The organism is Pseudomonas sp. BN102 (genome assembly GCF_029871245.1).
Taxonomy (GTDB): Bacteria; Pseudomonadota; Gammaproteobacteria; order Pseudomonadales; family Pseudomonadaceae; genus Metapseudomonas.
Window position 1 is genome coordinate 158,217 of the sequence record NZ_SSON01000072.1, and the last position, 16,271, is coordinate 174,487.

A 16,271-nucleotide genomic window follows, 5' to 3' on the forward strand; every position below is an offset into this window, starting at 1 on the left:
GTCCCTGATTGCGCAAAAAACGCGCGATTCTACACTGCGGAGCCGATCAGGACAAAAGATAAGGTCGATTCGGACACCGAATTGGCCTTTCGCGGGGCATTTTCGCGCGTTCATTCGAACAAATGCCTGTCCGCCTTGGCCGCGCGCACTCAGGCGCGGCGCGGCAGGGCAAAGCTGCAGAGGAACAGGCTGGCGGCGGAGACCACGATGGACGGGCCGGCCGGGGTGTCCTTGAACCAGGACAGCGCCAGGCCTGCGCAGACCGCCACCAGGCCCAGCAGGCTGGCGCCCAGGGCCATCTGCTCCGGGCTGCGGGCGTGACGCTGGGCCGCAGCCGCGGGGATGATCAGCAGGGAGGTGATCAGCAGCACGCCGACTATCTTCATGGCCACGGCAATGACGATGGCGATCAGCAGCATCAGGCCGAGGCGGATGGCCGCCACAGGTAGGCCCTCCACGCGGGCCAGCTCTTCATGCACGGTGATCGCCAGCAGCGGCCGCCACATCGGGATCAACACCAGCATCACCAGGGCGCTGCCGCCGAGGATCCAGGCCAGGTCGCTGCGGCTCACCGCCAGCAGGTCGCCGAATAAATAGGCCATCAGGTCGATGCGCACTTCGCTCATGAAGCTCAGCACCACCAGCCCGAGTGACAGGGTGCTGTGGGCAAGTATCCCCAGCAGGGTGTCCGAGGCCAGTGGCTGGCGCTGCTGCAGGGTCACCAGCAGCACGGCGAGCAGGACGCAGCCGACTGTCACCGCCAGCGTCGGGCTGACGTCCAGCATCAGGCCGAGGGCCACGCCCAGCAGGGCGGCGTGGGACAAGGTGTCGCCGAAATAGGCCATGCGTCGCCAGACCACGAAGGAGCCGAGGGGGCCGGCCACCAGGGCCAGGGCGAGGCCGGCGAGGAGGGCGTTGAGCAGGAAATCAGCCATGGTTGCAGTCGGGGCCGTGCTTGTGGACGGGAGTGAAACGGGTGCCGTCGGGGAAGGGCGGGTTCTTCACCACCTCGCCATGCAGGTCGTGGGCATGGTCGTGATGGTGGTGGTAGACGGCCAGGCTCTTCGCGTCCTGGCCGAATAGCTCGACAAAGGCCGGGTCAAAGCTGACCTGTTCCGGATGGCCCGAGCAGCAGACGTGGCGGTTCAGGCAGACCACCTGGTCAGTGGTGCTCATCACCAGGTGCAGATCGTGGGAGACCATCAGCACGCCGCAGCCGTGGCGGTCGCGCAGGCGGGTGATCAGGCGGTAGAGCTCGGCCTGGCCGGCGACGTCGACGCCCTGCACCGGCTCGTCCAGCACCAGCAGTTCGGGCTCGCGCAGCAGGGCTCGGGCCAGCAGGACGCGCTGCAGTTCGCCGCCGGAGATGTTCTGCAGCGGACTGTCGATCACCTGGGTGGCACCCACTTCGTCCAGGGCCGAGAGCACCGCCTTGCGGTCCACGCCCGGCACCAGGCGCAGGAAACGCAGCACGGTGAGCGGCAGTGTGGCGTCCACCTGGAGCTTCTGCGGCATGTAGCCGATATGCAGGCGCGGCTTGCGCCAGACCTCGCCGCGGTGGGGCTTGAGCAGGCCGAGCACGGTGCGCACCAGGGTAGTCTTGCCGGCGCCATTGGGGCCGATCAGGGTGACGATCTCCCCGGCCTTCACCGCCAGGCGCACATCCTGCAGCACCGCCTGGCCGGCGAAATCGACGCCGACGCCGTCGAGGCGGATCAGCTCATCGCTCATGCGGCCACCTGGCAGCTGGCACAGAGGCCGACGATTTCCACGGTCTGGCCTTCGACGGCAAAGCCCACGGACTTGGCGCTCTCGACTATGGCCTGGCTGATGCTCGGCTGTTCCAGCTCGATGGCGGTCTGGCAGTTGCGGCAGATGAGGAACTGGCCCTGGTGGGCGATGCCCGGATGGTTGCAGCCGACGAAGGCGTTGAGCGAAGCGATGCGATGCACCAGGCCGTTCTCGAGGAGGAAGTCGAGGGCACGGTAGACCGTGGGCGGCGCCGCGCGGCGGCCGTCCTCCTCGGTCAGCACGCCGAGGATGTCGTAGGCGCCCAGCGGCTTGTGGCTCTGCCAGACCAGTTCCAGCACGCGCTTGCGCAGGGCGGTCAGGCGCAGTCCCTGGCGGCTGCAGATGGCATCGGCCTCGGACAGGGCGTTGGACACGCAATGGGAATGGTCGTGGGGGCGACAGGCCAGGGGGGCTTTTGCGCTGATCGGCTTGAGCATGGCGGCGACGTCTTGGGAAAGAGACGTTATTCTATAACTCTTTTACCGCCGAGTCTGTGCCGTGGTCCGTCTCTTCGTCTCCCTCTTCCTGAGTGCTTGTGCGCTGTCGGCCCAGGCCGATGTGCGCCTGCTGACCAGCATCAAGCCGCTGCAACTGATCGCCGCCGCCGTGCAGGATGGCGCCGGCCAGCCAGAGGTGCTGCTGCCCCCCGGTGCTTCGCCGCACCAGTACGCCCTGCGCCCCTCCGACGTGCGCCGGGTGCGCGAGGCGGACCTGTTTTACTGGATTGGCCCGGATCTGGAAGGCTTCCTGCCCCGCGTACTGGAGGGCCGCGACAAGCCCAGCGTGGCCGTGCAGACGCTGCCCGGTCTGCAGCTGCGTCACTTCGAAGCCGTTCACGACGAGCATGAAGAAGAAGGCCACGACGAACACGAACACGACCATGACCATCGCCCCGGCTCCCTGGACGCCCACCTCTGGCTGCTGCCGGCCAACGCACGGGTGATCGCCGCGCACATGGCCGTCGACCTGGCCGCTGCCGACCCGGCCAACTCCGTTCGCTACCAGGCCAACCTGAAGGCCTTCGAGAGCCGCCTCGACCAGCTCGACGCGAAGCTCAAGGCGCGCATGGCGGGGGTCGCCGGCAAGCCCTTCTTCGTCTTCCACGAAGCCTTCGACTACTTCGAGGCCGCCTACGGCCTGAGCCATTCCGGCGTGTTCAGCGTGGCCAGCGAAGTGCAGCCTGGCGCCCGCCACGTCGCCACCATGCGCGCCCGCCTGCAGCAGGCCGGGCCCAGTTGCGTGTTCAGCGAGCCGCCGGCCCGTCCGCGCCTGACCGAGACCCTGACCGAGGGCCTGCCGGTGCGCCTGGCCGAACTGGACGCCCTGGGCACGAACGCCCCGGTGGCCGCCGATGGCTATGAGAAGCTGCTGCAGAATCTCGGTGATGGCCTGGCCGGGTGCCTGGAGTCACTCTGATTCGCGAATGAATGCGCTTCCACGGAGTTCCGCCGCTTCCAGCGCGCGTCACCGCTCTCCCGCCGGGGCGAAGAGGCACACGCTTTCGGAAGCACCGCTTCCGGTGCCGATGAACGACTGAGCGCGAAGCGATCAGGCCGGGGCGCAGGGCGGGGGCCTGAGGAGAGGGACGCTTCAGGTGCATCGGATTCCGCCTTCAACTGACTTGCCGCAATCGTTGGGCTTCGCAAGCTCAGCACCAACCTACGGGAGCATGGAGCCGCCTGCTAAGGTGAGAGAGGGGCCGCGGGCCGCTTTGATGTGGATCAGCGGCCGGCATTCGTGGTCAGACTAGTCTGGACTCTTCATCGAGGGAGGGCAGAGGATGGCCAAGACGGGGGCACCCAAGCAGGTCCAGGGCAACCACGGCATCGCCTTGCAGGCGGCGTCGGAGGACATCTGGGACAGCAAGTACCGCCTCAAGCACAAGGACGGCACGCCGATCGACGTCACCCCGGACGCCACCTGGCAGCGTGTCGCCCGTGCCTTGTCCGAGGTGGAGGCCGACTCCGCGACCCGCGAGCACTGGTACGAGCGCTTCCTCTGGGCCCTGCGCAACGGCGCGGTGCCGGCCGGGCGGATCATCTCCAACGCCGGCGCCCAGGACTTCAAGCCGGCCACCTCGACCATCAACTGCACCGTCTCCGGCACCATCCTCGACTCCATGGACGACATCCTCGGCAAGGTCCATGAAGCGGGGCTCACCCTCAAGGCCGGCTGCGGCATCGGCTACGAATTCAGCACCCTGCGCCCGCACGGTGCCTACGTTTCCGGAGCCGGTGCGCAGACCAGCGGGCCGCTGTCGTTCATGGATATCTACGACAAGATGTGCTTCACCGTGAGCTCCGCCGGTGGCCGCCGCGGTGCCCAGATGGGCACCTTCGACGTCTGCCACCCGGATGTGCGCGAGTTCATCCGCGCCAAGCGCGAGGACGGTCGCCTGCGCCAGTTCAACCTCAGCCTGCTGGTCAGCGACGCCTTCATGCATGCGGTGGAAAACGACACCGAATGGCCGCTGCTCTACCCGGTGCATCCCAAGGAGCGCGAGGAGCTGGATTTCCATGACCCCACCCAGGTGATCTGGCGCGACTGGCCGGTGCACGACGGCTACATAACGCGCGAGGACGGCCTGGTGGCCTGCAAGGTCTACGGCCGCGTCCAGGCCCGGCACCTGTGGGACATGATCATGGTCTCCACCTACGACTTCGCGGAGCCCGGCTTCATCCTCATCGACCGGGTCAACGAGCTGAACAACAACTGGTGGTGCGAGGCGATCCGGGCGACCAACCCCTGTGGCGAACAACCGCTGCCACCCTATGGCTCCTGCCTGCTCGGCTCGATCAACCTGACCGCTTTCGTCGAGGAGCCCTTCGGCGAAGACGCCCATTTCGACTGGGAGCGCTTCCGCTCCGTGGTGCGGGTGTTCACCCGCATGCTCGACAACGTGGTGGAAATCAACGGCCTGCCGCTGGAGCGGCAGCGCGAGGAGATCCTCGGCAAGCGCCGCCATGGCATGGGCTTTCTTGGCCTGGGATCGGCCCTGGCCCTGCTGCGACTGCGTTACGGCAGCACCGAGGCCTGCGTGTTCACCGAGGAGGTGGCGCGGGAAATGGCCCTGGCCGGCTGGCAGATGGCCCTGGAGCTGGCCCGGGAGAAAGGCCCGGCGCCGGTGCTGACCCGGGACTACGAGGTGACCGCGGCCATGTTGCGCAAGCGCCCGGAGATGCAGGACGACGGTTACAAGGTCGGCGACCGCGTGCCCGGACGCATCCTCCACGCCCGCTACTCGCGCTACATGCAGCGCATCGCCGAACACGCGCCGGAGCTGGTGGCCGAGCTGGCCGAGGTGGGCGCGCGCTTCACCCACCACAGCTCCATCGCCCCCACCGGGACCATCAGCCTGAGCCTGGCCAACAACGCCTCCAACGGCATCGAGCCGAGCTACGCCCATCAGTACTCGCGCAACCTGATCCGCCCCGGGCGCAAGACCAAGGAGAAGATCGAGGTGTGCAGCTACGAGCTGCTGGCCTACCGAGCGCTGGTCAACAGCCGGGCGCGGCCCGATGCCGAGCACCCGGCGCAGCGCCTGCCTGACTATTTCGTCAGCGCCGACGACATCAGCCCCGCCGAGCATGTGGACATGCAGGCGGCGGCGCAGAAGTGGATCGATTCCTCCATTTCCAAGACCGCCAACGTGCCCACCGACTTCCCCTTCGAGGGCTTCAAGGACATCTACCTTCACGCCTGGCGCCAGGGACTCAAGGGTTGCACCACCTTCCGCTTCAACCCGGCGGCCTTCCAGGGCGTGCTGGTGAAGGAGTCGGACCTGGAGAAGACCGTCTACCGCTTCGAGCTGGAGGACGGTACCCAGGTGGAGCTGCGCGGCAACGAGGAAGTGGAATACGACGGCGAGGTGCACACCGCCGCCAACCTGTTCGAGGCCCTGAAAGAAGGCTACTACGGCAAGTACTGAACGAGCGGAGGCCGACATGACCCTGAAGATCGAGAAGAAGATCAAGGGCTTCAGCCTGGTGGACCTGGACCAGGAAAAAGCCCGCAAGGCCGCCGAGGAGGCGGCCTCCGTGGTGACGATGGACGAGACCCTGCAACGTCCAGAAACCCTGGTTGGCGCCACCTACAAGATCAAGTCGCCGCTGTTCGAGCATGCGCTTTACGTGACCATCAACGACATCGTGCTCAACGCCGGCACCGCCTTCGAGCAGCGCCGGCCCTTCGAGATCTTCATCAACTCCAAGGGTATGGAGCACTTTCAGTGGATAGTGGCGCTCACCCGCATCATGTCGGCGGTGTTCCGCAAGGGCGGTGACTGCACCTTCCTGGTGGAGGAACTGAAGGCCGTGTTCGACCCCCGCGGCGGCTACCTCAAGCGTGGCGGCGTCTACATGCCATCGCTGGTGGCCGAGATAGGCGCGGTGCTGGAACGCCACCTGGTGGCCATCGGCCTGATGGAAGGCCAGCAGCTGGACGAGGAACACAAGCTCTACCTGGCCGAGAAACGCGCCGCCTACGAGGCCAGTCTGGGCACCTCCACCGCCGAGCCCGGCGAAGGCTTTCCGCCTGGCGCCCAACTCTGCGGCAAGTGCAATACCCAGGCGGTGGTGCAGATGGACGGCTGCGCCACCTGTCTCAACTGCGGGCATTCCAAGTGTGGGTGAGCCGGAAACCTTGTGAGGGCGAATTCATTCGCCAAGCAGGCCGAAGGTCTGCCCCTGGAGGTTCAAGGGGCAGCTGCGCTGCCCTTGGCGAATGAATTCGCCCCTACAGAAATCGGTTCCGCCCTGGCCTCAGAGCGCAAACGGCAACGCCACCTCGATCTTCTGCCTGTGCGCCAGCCTGATCTGGAACACACCCGGATCGTGGATCAGCACGTCCTGCCCGGCGAAGGTATTGGCGGCGATCAGCCGTGACAGCCAGAAGCGCACGCAGGCGATGCGCAGGGCGGTGGGCCAGAGTTCGGCTTCGGCGGCGGTGAACGGGCGCAGCGCGGCATAGGCGCCGAGCAGCGCGCGGGCGAGGTGGGCGTCGAGGCGGCCCTCTTCGTCCGAGCACCAGTCGTTCAGGCAGATGGCCAGGTCGTAGAGCATCGGGCCGGAGCAGGCGTTGTAGAAGTCAATGACCCCGGCCAGGTGGGTGCCGTCGAACAGCACGTTGTCCTTGAACAGGTCGGCGTGCAGGTTGGCGCGCGGCAGGGCGAGGAAGCGCAGCTTGAGCTCGCCGATCTCCTTCAGCGCATCGCGTAGCAGCGGCAGGGCTTCCTGGTCCAGCTGCAGGGCCAGGGACGGGCCCTCGTCGAGCATCCAGTCCAGGCCGCGGTCACTCCTGCGCTCCAGCACCTGGTCGCGGGTGGCCAGGTGCAGGCGCGCCAGCAGGGCGCCGACCTCGGCACAGTGGTGGGCATTGGGCTCGCGCACATGCTTGCCCGGCAGGCGTGGCTGCAACAGGGCGGGCTTCTCCGCCAGCTCGCGCAATGCCTCGCCGCCTTCCGTGCGCAGGGCGTAGGGCACTGGCAGGCCGGCGTCGTGGAGCACATCGAGCAGTTCGATGAAGAACGGCAGGTCGTGGCTGGGACCGCGCTCCACCAGGGTCAGTACGTATTCACCCTGTTCCAGGCTGACGAAGAAGTTGCTGTTCTCGGAGCCTTCGGCAATGCCCTGAAAGTCCTTCAGCCGACCCAGTTTGTAGGGGGCGAGAAAGGCTTCCAGTTCCGGACGTTCGAGTGGGGTGAATACGGACATTGGACTACCTTGTTACGGGGTTTTTCGTGTGCGCTACCAGCTGAAGATTTCCCAAGCCGGGATCAGCATGTCGGGGTTGTCCGAGCGGACGTAATTGCTGTCGCCATCGGCGCGAACCAGGAAGTACGGCTTGCCGTTCTTCGGGGTGACCTTGATGGCGTAGAGGAAACCGTTGACGCGGTATTCCTGGATGGTCTTGTCGCCCTCCTGGCGGATGGTGACGTCCGGCTCCGCGGACGGCTCGTCGGCGGCGAACGTGGCGACCGGGGCTACTGCCAGCAGGCTGGCGAGCAAAAGGCGGTTCAGTGCGCGCATGGTAACCTTGTCCCTTCTCGTCAATGATCGGTCCATTCTACTTCGGGTCCGGTGAATAAAGGTTGATTTCACGCATGAGCCAAGCCCCTCTCGTCCTGGTGGACGGATCCTCCTATCTGTATCGCGCCTTCCATGCCCTGCCGCCCCTGACCACCTCGGCCGGCCTGCCCACCGGCGCGGTGAAAGGCGTGCTGAACATGCTGAAAAGCCTGCGCCGGCAGTATCCGGACAGCCCGTTCGCGGTGGTCTTCGACGCCAAGGGCGGCACCTTCCGCGACGAGATGTTCGCCGAGTACAAGGCCAATCGCCCGTCGATGCCGGATGAGTTGCGGGTGCAGGTTGAGCCGCTGCACGCCAGTGTGCGAGCCCTCGGCCTGCCGCTCCTGTGCGTGGAGGGCGTGGAAGCCGACGACGTGATCGGCACCCTGGCCCGGCAAAGCGCGGCGATCGGGCGCCCGGTGGTGATCTCCACCGGCGACAAAGACATGGCACAACTGGTCGACGGGCACATTACGCTGGTCAACACCATGACCGGTAGCACGCTGGACGTGGATGGCGTGAAGGAGAAATTCGGTGTCGGTCCTGAACTCATCATCGACTACCTGGCGCTGATGGGGGACAAGGTCGACAACATTCCCGGCGTGCCCGGCGTCGGCGAGAAGACCGCCCTTGGCCTGCTGCAGGGGGTCGGCGGCGGCCTCGACGTGCTCTATTCCAGCCTGGCCAAGGTGCCCGAATTGCCGATCCGCGGCGCCAAGGGCCTGCCGGCCAAGCTCGAAGAGCACAAGGACATGGCCTACCTGTCCTACAAGCTCGCCACTATCAAGTGCGACGTCGAACTGAACGTCGAGATCGACGCCCTGCACCCCGGCGAGCCGGACCGCGAAGCCCTTGCCGAGCTGTACCGCACCCTGGAATTCAAGACCTGGCTGGACGACCTGCAGCGCCAAGCGAAATCCAGCGGCGAAGAGCTGGCCCCTGCCGAAGCTCCGGCCGCCGAGGCCGAGGCCCGCTACGAAACCGTGCTGGAGCAGGCGCAGTTCGATGCCTGGCTGAAGAAGCTGGAAGCCGCGCCGCTGTTCGCCTTCGACACCGAGACCACCAGCATCGACGCGCAACAGGCGCAGGTGGTGGGTGTGTCATTCGCGGTTGAGGCTGGCGAGGCCGCCTATGTGCCGCTGGCCCATAGCTACATGGGCGTGCCCCAGCAGCTGGACCGCGACGCCGTGCTCCAGGCCCTCAAGCCGCTGCTGGAAGACCCGGCCAAGCCCAAGGTGGGCCAACACGCCAAGTACGACATGAACGTCCTGGCCAATGCCTCGACACCCATCGCCGTGCAGGGCATCGCCTTCGACACCATGCTCGAGTCCTATGTGCTGGACGCCACCGCCACCCGTCACGACATGGACAGCTTGGCCCTCAAGTACCTGGGGCACAGCACAATCCGCTTCGAGGACATCGCCGGCAAGGGTGCCAAGCAGTTGACCTTCGACCAGATCGCCCTGGAGCAGGCCGGCCCGTACGCGGCGGAAGACGCCGACGTGACCCTGCGCCTGCACCAGACCCTCTGGCAGAAGCTCGAGGCGATCCCGTCCCTGGCCAAGGTGCTGCGCGCAATCGAGATGCCCCTGGTGCCGGTGCTGGCGCGCATCGAACGCAACGGCGCCTATGTCGACGCCAAACTACTGGGCCAGCAGAGCCTGGAACTGGGCAGCAAGATGGTCGAGCTCGAGCGCCAGGCCTATGACCTCGCCGGGCAGGAATTCAACCTCGGCTCGCCCAAGCAATTGGGCGCCATCCTCTACGAGAAGCTGGGTCTGCCGGTGCTGGCCAAAACCGCCACCGGCCAGCCGTCCACTGCCGAGAATGTCCTCGCCGACCTTGCCGAGCAGGATTTCGAGTTGCCCAAGGTGATCATGCAGTACCGCTCCCTGAGCAAGCTCAAGAGCACCTACACCGATCGCCTGCCGGAGCAGATCAACCCGCGCACCGGGCGCATCCACACCTCCTACCACCAGGCGGTGGCGGCTACCGGGCGACTGTCGTCCACCGACCCGAACCTGCAGAACATCCCGATCCGCACCGCCGAGGGCCGGCGCATCCGCCAGGCCTTCGTCGCGCCCAAGGGCTACAAGCTGCTGGCGGCCGACTACTCGCAGATCGAATTGCGCATCATGGCCCACCTGGCCAAGGACGAAGGCCTGCTGGACGCCTTCCGCCACGACCGCGACGTGCACCGGGCCACCGCGTCCGAGGTGTTCGGCGTGCCGGTGGAGGAAGTCAGCAACAACCAGCGGCGCAGCGCCAAGGCGATCAACTTCGGCCTGATCTATGGCATGAGCGCCTTCGGCCTGGCCAAGCAGATCGGCGTCGAGCGCAAGGAAGCCCAGGCCTATATCGACCGCTACTTCGCCCGCTACCCCGGCGTGCTGGCCTATATGGAATCCACCCGCGCCAAGGCCGCCGAGCAGGGCTTCGTCGAAACCCTGTTCGGCCGCCGCCTGTACCTGCCGGAAATCCACTCGAAGAACCAGGCCATGCGCAAGGGCGCCGAGCGCACGGCGATCAACGCGCCCATGCAGGGCACCGCGGCAGACATCATGAAGCGCGCCATGGTGGCGGTGGACGACTGGCTGCAGGATAGCGGGCTGGACGCCAAGGTCATTCTCCAGGTGCACGACGAACTGGTCCTGGAGGTGCGCGAGGACCTGGTCGAGCAGGTCAGCGAGCAGATCCGCCCGCTGATGAGCGGCGCCGCCGAGCTGGACGTGCCGCTGGTGGTGGAAGTGGGCGTGGGTGACAACTGGGACGAGGCGCACTGAGTGCGCCTTTCCGGCGGCGTCTGTATCAGGGCTGAAACATGCGTTATGCAAAAAAAGAATAAGCAGATTAATTAAGATAACTAACTGATTTTAAAATTAATCTGAACTTTCGCCGTGGCAGGGGAGTCACACAACTGAATGGCTGGTGAAGCCTTTCGATGCTCCTTTTGCTGTGTTTAGTGTTGGCAGATATCTGAACCCCGCCCTAGCGGTTCAGACTTAGACCCCGAACTTCCCCCTCCCCATACGAAGTCCGGGGTTTTTTTTGCCCGGAACTCAGGCTTCTTCCTGTTCTTCCGGCAGGTCCAGCTGCAGCCATTGCGCGAGCACCGCGTGCGCTTCCTCGATGCCCTGGCGCTTGGGCGCCGAGAACAGTTGGATGCTCACGCCTTCGCCCCAACCCTTGCGGATTTCCTGGCGCACCTTGAGGAGCGCGTTCTTCGCCGCCCCGAAGGCCAGCTTGTCTGCCTTGGTCAGGAGGATGTGCAGCGGCATGCCGCCGGCGCTGGACCAGTCCAGCATCAAGCGGTCGAAGTCGGTCAGCGGGTGACGGATATCCATCATCAGCACCAGGCCCACCAGGCTTTCCCGGCTACTGAGGTAGGCCTCCAGGTGATGCTGCCAGTGCTGCTTGAGCGGGATCGGCACCTTGGCGTAGCCGTAGCCCGGCAGGTCGACCAGGCGGCGTTCTTCATCCAGGGAGAAGAAGTTCAGCAGCTGGGTGCGCCCCGGAGTCTTCGAGGTGCGTGCCAGGTTGGCGTGGGTCAGGGTATTCAGCGCACTCGACTTGCCGGCGTTGGAACGCCCGGCGAAAGCCACTTCCAGGCCGGCATCCGGCGGGCACTGGTCGACCTTGGCGGCACTGATGAGGAAGCGGGCCTGTTGGCACAGGCCGAGGATCGGATTCTTGAGTGACATGCGGTGTCCAGGGGTGCGACGCGGTGTCGCAGGGGGCGGTTTCGTTTCCGTTTAAGCATCGCCAGTATATAATGCCGCAGATTTAGTGTGCGCTTTATCCCCCAGGGTCTAGTGTCCACGGCAGTGACCGACGCACTGAAGAACGCGCGGCAGTGCCCTTCCGATGAGGTTGATAATGAAGAAATTGTTGCTCGTCGCTAGCCTTGCGGCGGTGTCCTTCGTTGCGCAAGCAGCCCAGGATCCGGAAGCGGTTTTCAACCGGGCCTGCGGTGCCTGCCACTCGGGCCAGCTGCCAATGGCGCCGAAGAAAGGCGACACGGCTGCCTGGGAACCGCGCCTGGCCAAGGGCATGGACACTCTGGTGCAGAGCGTCACCAACGGTTTGAACGCCATGCCGCCGAAAGGCCTGTGCATGGATTGCAGTGCCGAGGACTATCAAGCGGTCATCCAGTGGATGAGCAAATAAAGTAGCCCGGTACAAAACACCTTTACCCTTTAGCCGTAGTTGGATTAGCTGATGAACAAAGTAATCGTGAGTCTGCTGTTGACCCTGGGCATCACCGGCATGGCCCACGCCGCCGGCGACGCCAAGGCTGGCCAGGCCAAAGCCGCAGTATGCGGTGCCTGCCACGGTCCGGATGGCAATAGTGCCGCCCCGAACTTCCCGAAACTGGCTGGCCAGGGCGAACGCTACCTGCTCAAACAGATGAACGACATCAAGGCCGGTAACCGCACCGTGCTGGAAATGACCGGCCTGCTGAACAACGTCAGCGACCAGGACATGGCCGATATCGCCGCCTACTTCGCCAGCCAGAAGGGCAGCGTCGGCGCCGCCGACCCGAAAGTGGTCGCCCGTGGCGAGGCGCTGTTCCGCGGCGGCAAACTGGAGCAGGGCATGCCCGCCTGCACCGGCTGCCACGCGCCCGATGGTTCCGGCAACGCAGCTGCCGGCTTCCCGCACCTGGGCGGCCAGCATGCCCAGTACGTGGCCAAGCAGCTGACCGATTTCCGCGAAGGCAACCGCACCAACGATGGCGACAGCATGATCATGCGCGGCATTGCGGCCAAGCTGAGCAACAAGGACATCGAAGCGGTTTCCAGCTACATCCAGGGCCTGCACTGAGGTCCGTTGTCCGGAAGCTGAACAAGGGTGGCCCAGGCCACCCTTTTTCGTTCCCAGGCCCGCTACAATGGCCGGAACCCGCCGCACCGCCGCAGGTCGAATCATCGCCCTCGTGGCCCTATTTCCCGTCAAGGAGTGAAGCATGCGTAACCTGATACTTTCCGCCGTTCTCGCCGGTGCCAGCCTGTTGGGCATGGGCGCCGTCCAGGCTGAAGACATCGAGGCCGGCAAGCAGTACGTCGAGCTGAGCAGCCCGGTTCCGGTGTCCGTCCCCGGCAAGATCGAGGTGGTGGAGCTGTTCTGGTACGGCTGCCCGCATTGCTACCAGTTCGAACCGACCCTGAACCCCTGGGCGGAGAAGCTGCCGGCCGACGTCAACTTCGTGCGTATCCCGGCCATGTTCGGCGGCTTGTGGAACGTCCACGGCCAGCTGTTCATCACCCTCGAGAGCATGAAGGTCGAGCAGCAGGTGCACAAAGCCGTGTTCGAAGCCATCCACAAGGACGGCAAGAAGCTCGCCACCCCGGATGAAATGGCCGAGTTCCTCGCCGGCCAGGGCGTGGACAAGGACGCCTTCCTCAAGGCCTACAACTCCTTCGGCGTGAAGGGCCAGATGGAAAAAGCCAAGAAGCTGGCCATGGCCTACCAGATCACCGGCGTGCCGACGCTGGTGGTCAACGGCAAGTATCGCTTCGACATCAGCTCCTCGGGTGGCCCGGAGCAGACCCTCAAGGTCGCCGAGCACCTGATCGACAAGGAGCGCGCCGCGCAGTAAGCGGCGCATTCGCCCGATGCTGCGACGCTGGGTGGGTGAGCGGGCGGCGAGCCTGTGCGATGCACAGGTCAACCCCCATTGCGACAGGGGTAGCCTGCCCGCCGACGGTCGCCTGCGCCTGCTCAGCTTCAACATCCAGGTCGGCATCAGTACCGAGCGTTACCACCACTACCTGACCCGTGGCTGGCAGCACCTGCTGCCGCACACGGGCCGCGCCGGAAACCTCCAGCGCATCGGCGACCTGCTCGGCGACTACGACCTCGTCGCCCTGCAGGAGGTCGACGGCGGCAGCCTCCGCTCCGGCTTCATCAATCAGGTCGAGCACCTCGCCCAACTGGGCGACTTCCCGTACTGGTACCAGCAACTCAACCGCAACCTCGGGCGCCTCGCCCAGCACAGCAACGGCCTGCTCAGCCGCCTGCAGCCCAACCTGCTGGAAGACCATCCCCTTCCCGGCCCGCCCGGCCGCGGGGCTATCCTGATGCGCTTCGGCAAGGGGCGCGAAGCGCTGGCCGTGGTGATGATGCACCTCTCCCTCGGCGCCCGTACGCGCACCCGGCAGCTGGCCTATATCCGCGAGCTGGTGGGCAATTACCGCCACCTGGTGCTGATGGGCGACATGAACACCCACGCCAACGACTTGTTGCAGCACTCGCCGCTGCGCGACCTCGGTCTCCTGGCGCCCCAGGTCGAGGCGACCTTCCCCAGCTGGCGACCGCAGCGCTGCCTGGACCACATCCTGCTCAGCCCGAGCCTGACCCTGGAGCGGGTTGCGGTGCTCAGCCAGCCGATTTCCGATCACCTGCCGGTGGCGGTGGATATCCGCCTGCCCGACGAGTTGCGGGCCGACCTGCCCCTGGCGCTGAGCGAACCCGAGCACGGAACCCCTGCATGAGCGACGACCCCCAGCGTTGGAAGGCCAAGTACCTGGAAAGCCTCGAGCAGCAGGAGAAGCTCGAGAAACGCTGGGACGCCCGCCTCGACCTGCTGCGGCGTGGCCTGGTGCGCAGTTCCCTGGCGGCTGAAGGCTCCGACAAGGCCGTCGACCAGTGCATGCAGGAGCTGCGCGAGATCATCCGCGGCGAGCAGATGGATGCCGGCCTCTCGGCACTGATTCCGCGCCTGGAGAAGGCAGTGTTGGACTCCGAGCAGCGCCGCCAGCAGCGCGTGGAGCAGAGCGTCAGCGCCCTCACCAGCTTCGCCAACCGCCTGCTCGACCTGGAGCTGCCGCGGGACGTGCGCAAGGGCCTCAAGCAGTTCGCCAAGCGCATCGATGAGCGTATCCGCCAGCCCCGTGAGTTGCCGGCCCTGCTGGCCGAGCTCGGCATGCTCCAGGGGCAGGCCCTGCAGGCCCTCGCCAGCGACGCAACGGCTGTCGCCAGGCCCGGGTTGCTGCAGCGGCTGTTCGGCGGTCGGGACGAAAGCCTCGGAGAAGTCGAACCTGTTCCAGCCCCAGCTCCCTCCCACGCCCCTGCTGCGACGATTGCGGCGCAAGCCAAGGCGGTTCCGCTGGCACCGACCGAAGCAGAACTGATCATCGTTGCCGAGCCCGAGCCCGAGCCCGAGCCCGAGCCCGAGCTGGCGCACGCCCCTCGGGCCGAATCGGTCCTGTCGGCCAGCAGCGCCCTCGACAGCCTGCCCCTGGCGGCCTCCCTGATCACTGGCGAAGGTGACCCCGCCTACGCCCTGCCCGCGATGCCCGAGCCCGGCTACAGCGCGGTGGCGCCCCATGTGGCCGACAGCCTCCGCTCATTGCTCGATGAACTGGACCTACCCGAATTCCACCAACTCCAGGCAGAAGCCCTGCGCCAGCGTCTGGTCGGCGGGCTCAACTGGTACGAACTGGTGCCGGTGCTGGACGACCTGGGCGTGCTGGTGCTGGCGGTGACCGACAACGGCCAGCGCGAGTTCGCCGGCTATCTCAAGCAGCTCAACCAGCGACTGGCGCTGTTCCTCGAACACCTCAGCGCCGCCCAGGAGGGTTATGCCGAGTCGGTGCACTGCGCTCGCACCTTGGGCGACCAGCTGCGCGAGCACGTCAGCGGGCTGCAGGCCAGCATGCAGGATGCCACCGACCTCCACCATCTCAAGCAGAACCTGGAACAGCACCTCGACGGCCTGCTCGACACTGTGAACTGCTACCAGCACCAGCGTTCGGCCCGTGAGCAGGAAGTGAGCGAGCGGCTGCAGGCGCTGATGGCGCGGGTGGCAGCCATGGAAGAGGAAGCCAAGGGCTTTCAGGACAACCTCGAAGCCCAGCGCCAGAAGTCCCTGCAGGATCCACTCACCGGGCTGCCCAATCGAGCTGCCTGGAACGAGCGCCTGGCGATCGAAGTGGCCCGGCAGCAACGTTATGGTGGAGAGCTGCTGCTGGCGGTGATCGATATCGACCACTTCAAGCGGGTCAACGACGGCTACGGCCATCTGGCCGGCGACAAGGTACTGAAGATCATCGCCGGCGAACTCGGCCGGCGCCTGCGCCAGACCGATTTCATCGCCCGCTTCGGCGGCGAGGAGTTCGTCCTGTTGCTGCCGTCCACGCCGCCAGAGGGCGGTCAGCAATTGTTGGAAAGCCTGCGCGCCGCCATCGCGGCCTGCCCCTTCCACTTCAAGGGCGAGCGGGTCTCGATCACCCTCTCCGCCGGTCTTGCCGCGCTGAAGGCCGGCGAGCCCACCGATGCTGCCTTCCAGCGTGCCGACCAGGCGCTCTACCGCGCCAAGCACCAGGGCCGCGACCGGATCGAGCTGGCGCCAGCCCAGCTGGCGACGGGGCCGGGCGAATCCGCTCCGCAGGGCATGCCGCAGCCGGGTTGAAG

The 16,271-nt window shown here is 65.9% G+C and carries 15 protein-coding genes; 9 read left to right on the plus strand and 6 right to left on the minus strand.

Annotated elements, in window-relative coordinates:
• Positions 1-149 precede the first annotated feature (149 nt).
• The 3 genes from znuB to E8F12_RS19135 are packed head-to-tail and all read right to left on the minus strand — an operon-like array spanning position 150 to position 2,228.
• Positions 150-935, minus strand: coding sequence for a zinc ABC transporter permease subunit ZnuB (znuB, locus tag E8F12_RS19125; RefSeq protein WP_280326775.1), 786 nt, complete (start codon positions 933-935; stop codon positions 150-152).
• On the minus strand, positions 928-1,731 hold the full coding sequence (gene znuC / locus E8F12_RS19130; protein ID WP_280326776.1) for a zinc ABC transporter ATP-binding protein ZnuC: 804 nt from the start codon (positions 1,729-1,731) through the stop codon (positions 928-930). Before znuC ends, znuB begins: the two co-directional genes overlap by 8 nt.
• Positions 1,728-2,228 carry a Fur family transcriptional regulator gene (locus E8F12_RS19135; RefSeq protein WP_280326777.1) on the minus strand — a complete coding sequence of 167 codons (501 nt, stop codon included), beginning with the start codon at positions 2,226-2,228 and terminating at the stop codon, positions 1,728-1,730. The genes znuC and E8F12_RS19135 overlap by 4 nt, the downstream gene beginning before the upstream one ends.
• A gap of 61 nt (positions 2,229-2,289) precedes the next feature.
• Between E8F12_RS19135 and E8F12_RS19140 the strand changes: the two genes are divergently transcribed.
• From E8F12_RS19140 to E8F12_RS19150, 3 genes are all read left to right on the plus strand, one after another.
• Complete coding sequence (locus tag E8F12_RS19140; RefSeq protein WP_280326778.1) at positions 2,290-3,207, plus strand: zinc ABC transporter substrate-binding protein; 918 nt, start codon at positions 2,290-2,292, stop codon at positions 3,205-3,207.
• A 364-nt stretch (positions 3,208-3,571) separates the two neighbouring features.
• The gene (locus E8F12_RS19145) at positions 3,572-5,719 is read left to right on the plus strand and encodes an adenosylcobalamin-dependent ribonucleoside-diphosphate reductase (protein WP_280326779.1); all 2,148 of its coding nucleotides are present in this window, start codon (positions 3,572-3,574) and stop codon (positions 5,717-5,719) included.
• 16 nt (positions 5,720-5,735) lie between these two features.
• The gene (locus E8F12_RS19150) at positions 5,736-6,422 is read left to right on the plus strand and encodes an NrdJb (protein WP_280292147.1); all 687 of its coding nucleotides are present in this window, start codon (positions 5,736-5,738) and stop codon (positions 6,420-6,422) included.
• Between the two features lie 129 nt (positions 6,423-6,551).
• Here the strand turns inward: E8F12_RS19150 and E8F12_RS19155 are convergent, their stop codons facing one another.
• Entirely contained in the window at positions 6,552-7,502 is a 951-nt protein-coding gene (locus E8F12_RS19155; protein ID WP_280326780.1) for a homoserine kinase, read from the minus strand.
• Positions 7,503-7,535: 33 nt separating this feature from the next.
• Entirely contained in the window at positions 7,536-7,817 is a 282-nt protein-coding gene (locus E8F12_RS19160) for a DUF2782 domain-containing protein (RefSeq protein ID WP_280292149.1), read from the minus strand.
• 74 nt (positions 7,818-7,891) lie between these two features.
• Between E8F12_RS19160 and polA the strand changes: the two genes are divergently transcribed.
• Positions 7,892-10,639: a DNA polymerase I gene (polA, locus tag E8F12_RS19165; RefSeq protein WP_280326781.1), complete on the plus strand. Its 2,748-nt coding sequence runs from the start codon at positions 7,892-7,894 to the stop codon at positions 10,637-10,639.
• 276 nt (positions 10,640-10,915) lie between these two features.
• On the opposite strand, the gene yihA is transcribed toward polA, so the two are convergent.
• On the minus strand, positions 10,916-11,557 hold the full coding sequence (yihA, locus tag E8F12_RS19170) for a ribosome biogenesis GTP-binding protein YihA/YsxC (protein ID WP_280326782.1): 642 nt from the start codon (positions 11,555-11,557) through the stop codon (positions 10,916-10,918).
• A gap of 175 nt (positions 11,558-11,732) precedes the next feature.
• Here yihA and E8F12_RS19175 point away from each other — a divergent pair, with 175 nt between their 5' ends.
• The 5 genes from E8F12_RS19175 to E8F12_RS19195 all read left to right on the plus strand — a co-directional run bounded on the left by E8F12_RS19175 (position 11,733) and on the right by E8F12_RS19195 (position 16,269).
• The gene (locus E8F12_RS19175) at positions 11,733-12,023 is read left to right on the plus strand and encodes a c-type cytochrome (protein WP_280292152.1); all 291 of its coding nucleotides are present in this window, start codon (positions 11,733-11,735) and stop codon (positions 12,021-12,023) included.
• Between the two features lie 51 nt (positions 12,024-12,074).
• Positions 12,075-12,680, plus strand: coding sequence for a c-type cytochrome (locus tag E8F12_RS19180; protein ID WP_280326783.1), 606 nt, complete (start codon positions 12,075-12,077; stop codon positions 12,678-12,680).
• A gap of 142 nt (positions 12,681-12,822) precedes the next feature.
• Positions 12,823-13,455: a thiol:disulfide interchange protein DsbA/DsbL gene (locus tag E8F12_RS19185; RefSeq protein ID WP_280326784.1), complete on the plus strand. Its 633-nt coding sequence runs from the start codon at positions 12,823-12,825 to the stop codon at positions 13,453-13,455.
• A 16-nt stretch (positions 13,456-13,471) separates the two neighbouring features.
• Positions 13,472-14,350 (plus strand): endonuclease/exonuclease/phosphatase family protein, encoded by an 879-nt coding sequence (locus E8F12_RS19190; RefSeq protein ID WP_280326785.1) that lies wholly within the window; start codon positions 13,472-13,474, stop codon positions 14,348-14,350.
• On the plus strand, positions 14,347-16,269 hold the full coding sequence (locus tag E8F12_RS19195; RefSeq protein ID WP_280326786.1) for a GGDEF domain-containing protein: 1,923 nt from the start codon (positions 14,347-14,349) through the stop codon (positions 16,267-16,269). The genes E8F12_RS19190 and E8F12_RS19195 overlap by 4 nt, the downstream gene beginning before the upstream one ends.
• Positions 16,270-16,271: the final 2 nt, after the last annotated feature.